This is a genomic window from Streptomyces sp. XY006, from assembly GCF_002237655.1.
In the GTDB taxonomy this organism is placed as follows: domain Bacteria; phylum Actinomycetota; class Actinomycetes; order Streptomycetales; family Streptomycetaceae; genus Streptomyces; species Streptomyces levis.
In genome coordinates, this window is record NZ_NOKT01000011.1 from 26,989 (window position 1) to 38,650 (window position 11,662).

The following is an 11,662-nucleotide window of genomic DNA, read 5'->3' on the forward strand; positions in this document are numbered from 1 at the left end:
GGGCCGTCCGTACGCCGACGGAAGGGAGGCCGTGAGGCAGTGCCTGGGGCGTTCTGCGGCACGCGTCGCCGAGACGCGTCGCAGGCTCGGTGCCGGGTGCTGGTGCGGGGGCCGCCGCGTGCCGACTCGCCGGCCGGCCTCACCCTACGGGAATCGGCGCAGGCCCCTCACGGCGGCTCTTCGCCCTGCTCACCGGCTCTTTCCTACATCCCGTGCCCGCCCCGGTTCGCAGTACCGGCAGCAGGGGTCGAAGCGGAACGGGCGCGGAGCGGCGTCGTGCGTTCATGGTCTGGTCTCCGGAGGAGTCTCGTCGTGCGGCAGGGACAATTCCTCAGGGAAGACGGCGTCACCCTTGAACCGGTTCGCCCCGCCGCTCAGGTGTCCGTGGCGCGGCCCCGGGCGCCGAGGGATCCCAGCAGGGCGAGGGCGTCGGCGGAAGGCGAGCCGGGCTCGGCCTGGAGGACCACGAGTTGCTGCCCCGGCGCGCTGCGGACGGCGAAGGCCTCGTGCCGCAACTCCAGCGCCCCCACCGCCAAGTGGTACATCCGCTGCACCTCGTACGGCGGGACCGGGAGGTGGTCACGCGCCCACAGTGAGCGGAACTCACCGCTGCGGACGGACAGTTCGCCCACAAGGTGGAGGACGCGGGGGTCGTCCGGTGTGGCCGCGGCCGTCTGCCGCAAGTCGGAAACCGCACGGTACTTGGCGCGCTCGGTGTCGCGGTGGAACGTCCTGGCCGCCGGATCCAGGAACAGCATGCGCAGTACGTTGTCGCACCGGTCGAAGTCCGCGTACAGCGCGTCGGCCAGGGCGTTGGTGGCCAGGATGTCCTGGGCGTGTCCGATGACGAAGGCAGGTGTCCCCGTCCAGCTGTCGATCAGCTCCCGCAGGTGGGGGGCGACGCGTTCCACCCGTGCCGGGGCCTTGGTCCGGCGGCCGGCCGGCGCCGCCAGGCCGTGCAGACGGCGGGTGTCCTGCTCGCCGAGCCGCAGGGCACGCGCCACCGCGTCCAGGACCCGGCGTGAAGGACTGGCCTCGCGTTCCTGCTCCAGCCGCGCGTAGTAGCTCGTGCTGACGCCCGCCAGGGCGGCCACCTCGTCCCGCCGGAGACCGGGCACCCTGCGACGGCCGTGGCTGCTGATGCCCACGTCCGCAGGACTGAGACGCGCCCGGCGGGAGCGGAGAAACCGGCCCAGTCCTGTGCCCGTGCCGGTGCCTGTGCTGCCTGTCTCCATGCCGGTGCCGATGCCGGTGCCTGTGCCCGTGCCGGCGTCCGTGCTCGTGTCCGTACCCGTGTCCGTGTCGGGGTGCGAGTCGTCCATAGGTCGAGGCTAGGGCGGACAGGCCTGGTGAGGACCGGCCGAGAGGGGGTGCATCGCACCCAGGATCGTCGCTCTCCCCCACCTCCTCGGCGGCCGGAACACGTCTAGCCTGGTGGCATGAGCAATGGGACACCCCTGGGTGATTTCCTCCGAGCCCGTCGAGAGGCCCTGAAGCCGCACGACGTCGGTCTGCCCGAGCACGGCCGCAGGAGGGTGCCCGGGCTGCGCAGGGAGGAAGTCGCACTCCTGGCCGGGGTCAGCTCCGACTACTACGTCAGGCTCGAACAGGGACGGGAGAGCAGCCCGTCCCCGCAGGTCGTCGAAGCGGTGGCGCAGGCGTTGCGACTGGACGCGGCGGCCACCGACCATCTGAACCGGCTCTGCCTCGCCTCGTCCCGGCGTCCGCGCGACCGGGGCGGCCGGGATCAGGTCAGCGGGCAGCTGCTGGAGCTGATGGACGGCTGGGAGCACACCCCGGCGTTCGTCCTCGGGCCCGCCCTCGACGTCCTGGCGGGGAACTCCCTGGCCACAGCGCTGCACCGTGGGTTCGAGCGGTTCGACAACCTCGCCCGGATGGTCTTCCTCGATCCCGCGGGCCGCGCCTTCTACCAGGAGTGGGAACGGGCGGCCCGCTCCTGCGTCGCCGAGCTGAGGGCCGCCTGGGGCCACGATCCCAAGGCGGAGCGGATCACCGCCGTGGTCGGGGAACTGTGCGACGCCAGTGAGGAGTTCGCGGCACTCTGGCGGTTGCACGAGGTCAAGGGCAAGTCGCAGGAGAGCAAGCACCTCAGGCACCCCGAGGTGGGCGACCTGCACATCAGGTTCGCGGCGTTCACCGTCAACGGCGCTCCGCATCAGCAACTGGTCGTCTACCAGGCCGAACCGGCGAGTCCGACGGCAGCCGCCTTCGAGGAGCTCCGGATCATGGCCATGCCTCCGGTAGCCGCCCCTCACCGGCACGGCGGAGCGTGCCGGTGACGAGCCCCGGGCCGGCTCAGTCCACGACCCGGCTGGTCGGCCGGTAGTTCCACGGCTCGTACTCGGGGTGCCGGGCGGCCCAGCCGGCTATGAAGGGGCACACGGCGAGGAACTTGGTGTCCGCTTCCCCGGCCATGTCCAGCGCCGCCCTGGCCAGCGCCGACCCCACACCGCGGCCCTCGTAGGCGGGCTCCACCTCGGTGTGGACGAAGGCGATCACCTGCTTGGCCGGGATGTACTCGGCGATCCCCGCGAGCTTCCCGTCCACATGGGCCTCTAGGCGTTTGTTGTCGTCGTCCCGGACGATGGTGACGTCGGACTTGGCACCCGCCATGGATGTCTCCGTTCCTGGGCGGCCCCTGCCCCGTGAGCGAGGGCGGGCGGCTGCGACTGTGCTCGGCGATGCCCGGGGCACATCGGCGACGGTCGCCCATGGCGTTCGGCCGCCCCGGGCGGCGCGGGTGAGCCTGGACGGCCATTGCCCCTCACGCGCGGTCCGCCGAGCGCGGGTGCCGTCTCCCGCACGCCGGACCTGACTCATGCATGTCGGGCCGCCTCCGGGGTGTCGCCTTCGCGGTAGAGGACGAGGTGCTCGTGGTAGAGCACGCCGTCACGAACGTCGCCGGTGGCGGTGAAACCGGTGTCGTCGACGTAGTCGATGTGGTTGCCGGTGACGGTGTAGCGGCCGGTGTAGGCGCTCCTGCGCCCGCCCCGGGCCTCGTCGTAGCGGCCGTCGGGGAGCAGTTCCTGGCGGATGTGGCCGTCGGCGGTGACCCACATGCCGACGAAGGGGTGAGGTGTGTCGGTGTCCATGCCTCAACGCTCGCCGACGGGCGGCGGACCGGCCAGGCCGGGGCGTTCCTGGGAGTCGCACACCCAGGACAAGCGTGGCCTTCATGCCGTGACGGCGCCCGCCCAGACTCGACGCCGCAAGCGGAAATCCCCACCCGGGGAAGCACAAGGAAAGGCATGTCCCATGGCTATCTGGTTCGTGACCGGCGCCTCTCGTGGCATCGGGGCGGAGATCGCTCGTGCCGCACGGTCCGCCGGACACAAGGTGGTGGTCGCCGTACGTGATCCGCAGCGTGTGCCCGACGATCTGAAGCCGTCCGACACCGTGTTCCCGGTCGCGCTGGACGTCACCGACAACGACGGCATTCCGCGCGCGGTCCAGGCGGCGGTGGACCGTTTCGGCGGGATCGACGTCCTGGTGAACAACGCCGGCCGGGGCCTGCTCGGCGCCCTGGAGGAGATCACCGACGCCGAGGCGCGTTCCCTGTTCGACCTGAACGTCTTCGGCCTCGTCAACGTCACGCGTACCGTTCTGCCCGTCATGCGCAGGCAGGGCTCCGGCAAGCTGGTGCACATCGGCTCCCGCTCGGGCTTCGAGGGCGAACCGGGTGTCAGCCTGTACTCGGCGTCCAAGTTCGCCGTCGCGGGCATCAGCGAGGCCCTGTCGGCCGAGATGGCACCGTTCGGCATCCAGTCCATGGTGGTCGAACCCGGCGTGTTCCGCACCGACTTCCTCGACTCCAGCTCCCTGTCGGTGGCCGCGGACCGCATCGCGGACTACGACGGCACCCCGGCGCACGTGACCCTCGACTGGATCGGCCAGGCCAACCACGCCCAGCTCGGCGACCCGGTCAAGGGCGCGGCCCTCATCGTCGAGGTCGCCTCGGGACACAAGCTGCCCACCCACCTCTACCTGGGCCGTGACACCCTCGAACGCCTCGAGGTCAAGATCCGGCAGATCCGCGACGACCTGGAGCCCTGGCGCGAGAAGTCCGCGGCCACGGCCCACGACGACGCCGCCTGACACGCGCGACCGGCACACCCGCCCCAGGCACCGGGCCGGCCGGGCGGACCCCGTCTCGGTCCCGCCCCGGCCCGGGCCCGTCTCCCCTGCACAGCGACTCACACGAATCCGAGATTTCCTCATGTCCGCACTCCTCACCGGTACTCCCCTGGCCGGCCGCGTGGCCGTCGTCTCCGGCGCCTCCAGCGGCATGGGCGCGGTGACCGCCCGCCGTCTCGCCGAACTGGGCGCCTCCGTGGCGGTCCTGGCCCGCCGCAAGGACCGTCTCGACGCCCTCGTGCGGGACATCGAGGCCGCCGGCGGCACCGCGCTCGCCGTGGCCGTCGACGTCACCGACCGCGAGGCCGTCACGGCAGCCGCCCGGCAGGTCGCCGACCGTCTCGGCCGGGCCGACCTCGTCTTCAACAACGCCGGCGTCCAGCTCATCTCCGGCATCGAGGAACTCAAGGTCGACGACTGGCAGCGCCAGATCGACCTCAACATCACCGGCCTGATGAACGTCATCGCCGCCTTCCTCCCCCACCTCACCGCATCCGCCGCCGAGGGCGGGCCCGCCGACCTCGTGAACACCTCCTCCATCGCAGCCACCCGCATCCTGGAGAAGTTCTCCGTCTACTCGGGCACCAAGGCCTACATCAGCCACCTCACCAGGCTGCTCCGCGTCGAGCTGGGCCCCAGGATGGTCCGCGTCGCCACCATCGAACCGGGCATGGTCGACACCGAACTGCCCGACCACGTCACCGATCCGGACGCCTCGAAGCTGATGGCCGGCCTCATCCGCGACATCGACGTCCTCCAGGGCGCCGACATCGCCGAGACCGTCGCCTTCATGGCGGCCGTACCCCGGCACGTCAACCTCACGGAGATCACCGTCCTGCCCACCGCCCAGGCTGTCTAGCGTCGTCTGACGGGCCGTCAATCCACCGGATTCACAAGCCGCCAGGCCGATTCACCTGCCCTGTGCTGCCTGTTGTCCCATGACACGCCGCGTCGCGCGCCCGGCGGAGGAGACAACATGGCGGGAACAATCCGCCTCGCCCATCCGTACCATGCCTACACCAAGGCGTCTCACGGCCCTGGCGACAGGTGTCACCCGCCGTACGCCTCCCACGCCGAGGAAAGGACAGCACCATGCCCGAGACGACAACGGCCACCACGGAACTGGCATCGCAGTACATCGCCCAGGTCTCCGGCGACCTGGAAGCCAACGTCAAGGAGCAGGAACGCATCAGCGCGGAGATCGCCTCGCTGCAGGAGCAGCTCGCGTCCCTGCAGCACGACCACGGCGTCCTGGTGAGCATGCAGCAGGCGCTCGGCATCACGCAGGCGGCGGTGGCGTCCGGGGCCGAGTCCACGAGTGCGACGGTGCCCGCACCGCGACGCAAGAAGGCCGGCGCGGCGGCCGGCGGACAGCGCAAGGCCCGCAAGTCCACGGCCGGTCCGGCGAAGAAGACGGCGAGGAAGCCCGTCGCCAAGAAGACGACCACCGCCAAGACGGCCAAGACAGGCACCGCCACGACAGGCACCGCCAAGGCAGCGACCGCCAAGACGGCCGAGCCCACGCTCGTCGAGCTCATCCGGCGTCATCTCGCCGAGCAGAAGGAACCGCGCTCCGCCGCGGAGATCTCCACCGCGCTCGGCCAGGCCCACCCCGAGCGCGGCGTCTCCGCGAAGGTCGTCCGCGTCACGCTGGAAGGACTCGTGGCCAAGAGCCAGGCCGAGCGCTCCAAGCAGGGCCGGTCCGTCTTCTACTCCGCGCCCGCCGACCAGGCGGCGGCCACGCCCGGCACCGAGGCGCCGTCCGAGGGCACGGACGACTGACGGCGCGGGGACTGACCGGCCCCTGCCCTCGGGCCGGTCAGCGCCGGCGGCCCCGGGCGGCCCAGCCGCTGCCGACCCCCGCCGCGTGCAGGGCAAGCAGCGCGAGACCGATCAGCATGACGTTGGTCGAGGTGAAGACGTCGTTCGTGGAGATCTCCGCCGCGTTGATGAGGAAGGCGAGGAAGAACAGGACCGCCGCGATGATGCCCAGCACTGGGTGCCTCCATGGGTGAGGTGGTGTCTGCCGAGGGGTGCTTCCCCGCGTATGCCCCCGGCGGTTCCCCTCACGCCCGGCCCGGCCTGCCGGGACGCGGCGGTGATGCGTGCCCCGTACAGTTGGGTGCCGGGGCTCCCTCGGCCCCGCCGCACCCCTCCGTCCAGGAGCACCCATGCACCACCCGTCCGGCGTCCCGGACGACGACTCCGACGCGCTGTTCGGGCTCGACGCCCTCGGTCCCGAGCCTGCGGAGACCGGCCTGCGTCCCTCCTTCCGCACCTCCGCGGCGGCCCGCCGGCTGCTGCCCGTGCGGGAGATCCACGCCGAGCCCGCGGCTGCCGCGTCCCCGCGCGGCAGGCAGATCCGGGCCCGGTTCCCGGACGCGCGGATGATCATGGTGGACTCCCACTGGCGCATTCCCGGGCTGCACGGCAACGAGGGCAACGTGGACCGCTGGGTGCGCGTCAAGGGCGAGACCCTGGTCCTGGGCGAGAAGAAGACCCTCACCACGCGCCCCAACGGCCGGTCGGCCGACTGGATCGCTCCGGGCGCCTCCAACGGCTGCGCCATGTCCTGCGCCTACTGCTACGTGCCGCGGCGCAAGGGGTACGCCAACCCCGTCACCGTCTTCACCAACATCGACCGGATCATCGCCCACGTGGGCCGGCACGTGGCGCGTCAGGGGCGCAAGCCCGAGCCGAACCAGTGCGACCCCGAGGCGTGGGTGTACGACATCGGTGAGAACGGCGACTGCTCGGTCGACGCCCTGATCTGCGACAACACCGCGGATCTGGTGAACGCCTTCCGGCAGTGGCCGACGGCCAAGGCGTCGTTCGCGACCAAGTTCGTCAATCCCGACCTGCTGGCCCTGGACCCGCGGGGCCGCACCCGTATCCGGTTCTCGGTGATGCCTGCGGACGACGCCCGGCTGCTCGACGTGCGCACCTCGCCCGTGGCCGAGCGGATCGGCGCCGCGGCGGACTTCCTGGACGCGGGGTACGAGGTGCACTTCAACCTCTCCCCCGTGGTCGTCCGCCCCGGCTGGCAGGAGGCCTGGACGGAGCTGCTCACGCACCTGGACGACGTCCTGCCCCGGCGAGTGAAGGAGCAGGCCGCCGCGGAGGTGATCATGCTCACGCACAACCAGGAGCTGCACGAGGTCAACCTCGGCTGGCACCCCCGGGCCGAGGAGGTCCTGTGGCGGCCGGAGCTCCAGCAGGCCAAGCGCTCCGAGAACGGCGCCCTGAACGTCCGCTACCGCAACGGGATCAAGGCCGAGGCGGTCCACACCCTGTGCGCGCTGATCGACCGGCACGCGCCGTGGCTGCGGGTCCGCTACGCCTTCTGAGCACCGAAAACGGCTGCCGCCCCCTGCCGTGCGCCCGGATGGGGCATGTTCGCCGAGCGCGGGCGCAAGGTCCCGCCGATGCTGAGGAGGCCCTGCCCGCCCGTCGAACCTCCCGGGATCCTCATGCCGCTCATGCCTCCTCCCCGCCCGCGGACCCGTCTGCGTGACGGTGCCCCGCCCCGTTCCCGTCTGCGCCTGCGTCTGTCCCTGGTCGCCCTCCTCGGGGCCTCCTGCCTCGGCGGGCTGCTCCATGCCCCGGCGGCAGGCGCCGCCGCGGGCGGGTCCGGCGGCGAGGGCGAGCGCGCCCTGCGGCGGCAGCTCGAAGCGCTGGTCGCCACGCCCGGCGGGCCGCCGGGTGCGATCGTCGTCCTGCAACGGGGCGGCGCGCCTCGTGTGGTGCGCGCCGGCGTCGCCGACCTGGAGACCGGCCGGCCGATCGAGCCCACCGACCACATGCGGATCGCCAGTACGGCAAAGGCCTTCAGCGGCGCCGTGGCCCTGCGCCTGGTGGAGGAGGGCGTGCTCCGCCTGGACAGCACCATCGGGCGCACCCTGCCCCGGCTGCCCCGGGCCTGGCGGTCGGTCACCCTGGGGCAGTTGCTGAACCACACCAGCGGCCTGCCCGACTACAGCGAGGACCCCGAGTTCGTGGCACTGCTGCAGGAGGATCCGCGCCGCACCTTCGACCCTCGCCGGCTGCTGGACTTCGTCGCGGACGAACCGCTGCGCTTCCGCCCCGGGTCGCAGTACAGGTACTCCAACTCCGACAACATCGCCGTCGCGCTGATGGCGGAGGCCGCGACCCAGTGGCCGTACGAGCACCTCCTGGAGCGGATCGTCTACCGGCCGCTCGGCCTGCGCGACACCAGCCTGCCCCTGGGGTACGAGATGCCCGAGCCGTACATGCACGGGTACGCCGTCGAGCCGCCCGCGCCGCCGGAGGACGTCAGCGAGGCGCTCAGCGCGTCGGGGGTGTGGGCCTCGGGCGGGATCGTCTCCACCCCCCGTGACATGACGCGTTTCATCCGTGGCTACGCCGCGGGCCGGCTGACGTCGAAAGCCGTCCTGCGCGAGCAGCGCCGCTGGATCGAGGGGGCATCCGAGCCGGCCGGTCCCGGCCGCAACAGGGCGGGGCTCGGCATCTTCCGCTACGACACGCGCTGCGGGACCGTGCTCGGCCACACCGGGAACTTCCCCGGCTACACCCAGCTGATCGCCGCGACGCCCGACGGCCGCAAGTCCCTCACCGTCTCGCTCACCACGCAGGTCAACAGGACACTCGACCCCGCGCTGCTGGACAGGCTCCGCGCGTTCGAGGAGAACGCGGTGTGCACGCTGCTCGGCGGACGCCGGCGCTGAGCGGACACCGGAGTCGGCGGCGCGCCCGGACCGGGAGAGGTCCGGGCGCGCCGCCGGTCGTGTCAGGGTGCGGACGGGGAGGTGCGCGGACGCCTACCCGGTCATGAAGCGGCGGAAGAGGTTACGGGCCACGTACACGCCCGGGCCGCCGAAGCCGACGATGTCGAGGCGCCCGTCACCGGTGACATCGGCGAGGAAGCGCGGGTGGCGGTCGACCCTCCAGCCGCCCGCGTCCTCGTCGTACCCGAACCCGCGGCACACCAGCCGGGCCTGGTCGAAGCGTCCGTCACCGCGGTTGTGCGACACCCAGACCCCGGTGTCACCGAAGCCGACCACATCCGGGGTGCCGTCGCCGGTGACGTCGGCGAGGAGACGGAGATGCCTCTCGCCCGTCCATCCCTGGGCGAGTCCGAAGTCGTTCAGGACGAGCCGCGCGGGCTCGAACGTGCCGTCGCCGCGCCCGCGCGCGACGACGACGCCCTGCGGGCCGAATCCGACGATGTCCGCCGTCCCGTCCGGCGTCGTCCCGGCCAGGTACCGGGGGTGCTCCCGGTCCGAGCTCCACCCCTGGTCGACCCCGAAGTCGTCGAGGACGTACAGCGGGTCGGCGAACGTGCCGTCCGCGTCCTGGAGCGAGACCCAGACGCCGTCGTCGTGGCAGCCCACGAGGTCGAGCCTGCCGTCCCCCGTGGTGTCGGCGAGGAAGCGGGGATGCCTGCCGACGAGCCAGCCGCCCGCCTTCTCGTCGTGGCCGAACGCCCGCAGGGCGGGTTCGTCGGCGAGCGGGGTGAACGTGCCGTCCTCGTTCCGGAGCGAGATGCGGACGCCGTCGTCATGGCAGCCCACGAGGTCGAGCCTGCCGTTCCCCGTGGTGTCGGCGAGGAAGCGGAGGTGCCTGTCGGCGTGCCACCCGCCGGCCTGCGGGCCGTGCCCGAAGGCCTTGAGGACCAGCTTGCCTCCCACGGGTGTGAACGCCCCGGCCTCGTCCTGGGTGGAAATCCGGACTCCGTCGGCGGCGAGTACGACGACATCGGGACGGCCGTCGCCCGTGGTGTCCGCGAGGGTCCACAGGTCTGCCGGGTTCGGGGAGGACGCCCCCTGGTGCAGGGCGCGTTCTTCGTCCTCGAACGTGCCGTCGCCTCCGCCGGTGGAGGTCACGGCGCCGGTCGCGGGTTTGATGCCCACGATGTCCGTCCGCCCCGTGCCGGTGGTGTCGGCGAGGAACCGCGCACCGGCACCGGCCCACCGGTCCGGTGGCCCGCCGGGAGGGCGGCCGGCCCCGTCGCTCTTCCAGCCGCCGGCGTCCCGGTCGCCGCCGAACCGGGCGAGCACCAGCAGCATGTCGCTGAAGGAGGGGGTGGTGCCGGGCGCCGGCCGCAGCGCGGTCGAACGGGCCAGCCGCCAGGAGCGGCGGCTGTTCCAGTGGCTCAGCGGTGCCCAGCGCAGTACCGGGTCGCCGGTGCGCTCCGGTTCGGCCGGGACGAACCGCCAGCGCTGGCTCTCCGCGCTGTCGTCGTAGGCGCGCAGGACGACCCGTGTCTCGCGTTCGGCGGGGTCGGCGAGGTCGAGCACGGTTCCGTCGGTCGCGGTCTCGATGAAGTAGAGGCCCGCTTCGCCGTCGGCCGGGACGATGTGCCACTGCTGGCTCTTGCGGCCGGCGGCGGCGTCCCTCCGGCGGATGCCTCGGTCGGCCGCGGCGGGGTTGTCCAGCACCCTGCCGCCGGCGGCGCTGCGGATGACGTAGGCCTGTCCGTCCGGCAGGGGGGCGAGGTGCCACTGCTCCGGGTGCGGGCCTGACGGGGGCAGGTCGCGGACGACGAGCGCGCTGTCCGCGTTCGCCGCGGCCTCGGCGCACAGGCGCCTGCCCGTCGCGGCGTTGACGATCTCCAGCTTCAGTTCTTCCGTGGGAACGGGCATCGTGGTGCCTCTTCCGGGCGGTCGGGGTGTCGGCTCGGGACGGGGGTGCCGCGGCGGCCGCGGATCACGTGAAGACGTGGTGGTACGGGACGTTCCACTCGTTGGGCAGCCGTGGGTAGAACGTGTTGATGACCGTCCCGGTGAAGTCCCCGCCCCAGTTGTAGATCAGACGCACCTCGCTGTCCGCCGTCACGGCGTGGTCCTTGAAGCCGAGGATGGCGTCCGGGTGGGTGATCGGCACGAAGGTGATCCCGCCCCACGGCGTCACCGTGACGACCCAGAGCTGGGTGTCCTCGATCGCTCCGTTCCTGCCGCGCCACTTGTCACCGACCTTGTCGGGGAGGCCGACCTGGACCGTGTCGGCGGTGCTCTTGGGGGCGTCCTGATGGACGGCGATGCGCCGGCGCTGCGGCTTGGGTGCGCCGTCGTCACCGCGTCCGCCGTCGGCCACGGCAGCCGTGGCCGTGGCGGCAGGTGCGGGTGGGGGCGCCACCTGGCCCGCGGCGCTCTCGATGAAGTACAGCGGGCGCTGCCCGAAGAAGCCGGCCGGGGTGAGGTGCCAGAGGTGGCCCTGCGCGTCCTTGGTCGCCGGGTCGAGCGCGGTGGCCAGCTTGACCCCCTTGTCGTGGCTCTCCGCCTTGAGCTCGACGGGCCGCAGGTAGCCGCCGTTGAAGGCGTGGACGAGCATGACCGGCCGGTTCTCGACCAGGGCCGCCACGATGGCGTTGTCGTAGCTGTTCACCGCCACCGGGCCGCCGACCACCAGGTTCGCCGTGGCCGTGCGTTCTTGGGTGTACATCGCGAAACCTCACCTGTCTCGAATGGGGAGAACAAAGCGCAGGACTTTCCGTGCCGCATTCGGTCGGAACGATTTCCTGAACGAA

At 72.1% G+C, this 11,662-nt stretch carries 12 protein-coding genes; 6 read left to right on the plus strand and 6 right to left on the minus strand.

The window, feature by feature from the left end; genetic code table 11:
* Nucleotides 1–374 precede the first annotated feature (374 nt).
* Nucleotides 375–1,235, minus strand: coding sequence for a helix-turn-helix domain-containing protein (locus tag CHR28_RS14385; RefSeq protein ID WP_094054009.1), 861 nt, complete (start codon nt 1,233–1,235; stop codon nt 375–377).
* Between the two features lie 204 nt (nt 1,236–1,439).
* Here CHR28_RS14385 and CHR28_RS14395 point away from each other — a divergent pair, with 204 nt between their 5' ends.
* Nucleotides 1,440–2,300 (plus strand): helix-turn-helix transcriptional regulator, encoded by an 861-nt coding sequence (locus tag CHR28_RS14395; RefSeq protein ID WP_094054010.1) that lies wholly within the window; start codon nt 1,440–1,442, stop codon nt 2,298–2,300.
* 16 nt (nt 2,301–2,316) lie between these two features.
* Here CHR28_RS14395 and CHR28_RS14400 read toward each other — a convergent pair whose 3' ends face one another.
* On the minus strand, nt 2,317–2,634 hold the full coding sequence (locus CHR28_RS14400; RefSeq protein WP_094054011.1) for a GNAT family N-acetyltransferase: 318 nt from the start codon (nt 2,632–2,634) through the stop codon (nt 2,317–2,319).
* 203 nt (nt 2,635–2,837) lie between these two features.
* The gene (locus tag CHR28_RS14405) at nt 2,838–3,113 is read right to left on the minus strand and encodes an Atu4866 domain-containing protein (RefSeq protein WP_094054012.1); all 276 of its coding nucleotides are present in this window, start codon (nt 3,111–3,113) and stop codon (nt 2,838–2,840) included.
* Nucleotides 3,114–3,276: 163 nt separating this feature from the next.
* Here CHR28_RS14405 and CHR28_RS14410 point away from each other — a divergent pair, with 163 nt between their 5' ends.
* The 3 genes from CHR28_RS14410 (at nt 3,277) to CHR28_RS14420 (ending at nt 5,937) form a co-directional block, all read left to right on the plus strand.
* Nucleotides 3,277–4,116, plus strand: coding sequence for an SDR family NAD(P)-dependent oxidoreductase (locus CHR28_RS14410; RefSeq protein ID WP_094054013.1), 840 nt, complete (start codon nt 3,277–3,279; stop codon nt 4,114–4,116).
* Nucleotides 4,117–4,237: 121 nt separating this feature from the next.
* Nucleotides 4,238–5,014 (plus strand): SDR family oxidoreductase, encoded by a 777-nt coding sequence (locus CHR28_RS14415; RefSeq protein WP_094054014.1) that lies wholly within the window; start codon nt 4,238–4,240, stop codon nt 5,012–5,014.
* Between the two features lie 233 nt (nt 5,015–5,247).
* Nucleotides 5,248–5,937 carry a hypothetical protein gene (locus CHR28_RS14420; RefSeq protein ID WP_094054015.1) on the plus strand — a complete coding sequence of 230 codons (690 nt, stop codon included), beginning with the start codon at nt 5,248–5,250 and terminating at the stop codon, nt 5,935–5,937.
* Between the two features lie 37 nt (nt 5,938–5,974).
* On the opposite strand, the gene CHR28_RS14425 is transcribed toward CHR28_RS14420, so the two are convergent.
* A complete protein-coding gene (locus CHR28_RS14425; RefSeq protein WP_094054016.1) occupies nt 5,975–6,151 on the minus strand; it encodes a hypothetical protein in 177 nt (58 codons plus the stop codon).
* Between the two features lie 175 nt (nt 6,152–6,326).
* Between CHR28_RS14425 and CHR28_RS14430 the strand changes: the two genes are divergently transcribed.
* A complete protein-coding gene (locus tag CHR28_RS14430; RefSeq protein ID WP_094054017.1) occupies nt 6,327–7,502 on the plus strand; it encodes a spore photoproduct lyase family protein in 1,176 nt (391 codons plus the stop codon).
* Between the two features lie 123 nt (nt 7,503–7,625).
* Nucleotides 7,626–8,861 carry a serine hydrolase domain-containing protein gene (locus CHR28_RS14435; protein WP_094054018.1) on the plus strand — a complete coding sequence of 412 codons (1,236 nt, stop codon included), beginning with the start codon at nt 7,626–7,628 and terminating at the stop codon, nt 8,859–8,861.
* A gap of 93 nt (nt 8,862–8,954) precedes the next feature.
* On the opposite strand, the gene CHR28_RS14440 is transcribed toward CHR28_RS14435, so the two are convergent.
* The gene (locus tag CHR28_RS14440; protein ID WP_094054019.1) at nt 8,955–10,778 is read right to left on the minus strand and encodes an FG-GAP-like repeat-containing protein; all 1,824 of its coding nucleotides are present in this window, start codon (nt 10,776–10,778) and stop codon (nt 8,955–8,957) included.
* 64 nt (nt 10,779–10,842) lie between these two features.
* The gene (locus tag CHR28_RS14445; RefSeq protein ID WP_094054020.1) at nt 10,843–11,577 is read right to left on the minus strand and encodes a hypothetical protein; all 735 of its coding nucleotides are present in this window, start codon (nt 11,575–11,577) and stop codon (nt 10,843–10,845) included.
* Between the last annotated feature and the right edge of the window lie 85 nt (nt 11,578–11,662).

Coding starts and splice junctions, on each gene's coding strand:
- CHR28_RS14440 (WP_094054019.1), bottom strand. CDS start 10,778: ATGCCCGTTCCCACGGAAGAACTGAAGCTGGAGATCGTCAACGCCGCG.
- CHR28_RS14385 (WP_094054009.1), bottom strand. CDS start 1,235: ATGGAGACAGGCAGCACAGGCACCGGCACGGGCACAGGACTGGGCCGG.
- CHR28_RS14405 (WP_094054012.1), bottom strand. CDS start 3,113: ATGGACACCGACACACCTCACCCCTTCGTCGGCATGTGGGTCACCGCC.
- CHR28_RS14435 (WP_094054018.1), top strand. CDS start 7,626: ATGCCGCTCATGCCTCCTCCCCGCCCGCGGACCCGTCTGCGTGACGGT.
- CHR28_RS14430 (WP_094054017.1), top strand. CDS start 6,327: ATGCACCACCCGTCCGGCGTCCCGGACGACGACTCCGACGCGCTGTTC.
- CHR28_RS14395 (WP_094054010.1), top strand. CDS start 1,440: ATGAGCAATGGGACACCCCTGGGTGATTTCCTCCGAGCCCGTCGAGAG.
- CHR28_RS14415 (WP_094054014.1), top strand. CDS start 4,238: ATGTCCGCACTCCTCACCGGTACTCCCCTGGCCGGCCGCGTGGCCGTC.
- CHR28_RS14445 (WP_094054020.1), bottom strand. CDS start 11,577: ATGTACACCCAAGAACGCACGGCCACGGCGAACCTGGTGGTCGGCGGC.
- CHR28_RS14400 (WP_094054011.1), bottom strand. CDS start 2,634: ATGGCGGGTGCCAAGTCCGACGTCACCATCGTCCGGGACGACGACAAC.
- CHR28_RS14420 (WP_094054015.1), top strand. CDS start 5,248: ATGCCCGAGACGACAACGGCCACCACGGAACTGGCATCGCAGTACATC.
- CHR28_RS14410 (WP_094054013.1), top strand. CDS start 3,277: ATGGCTATCTGGTTCGTGACCGGCGCCTCTCGTGGCATCGGGGCGGAG.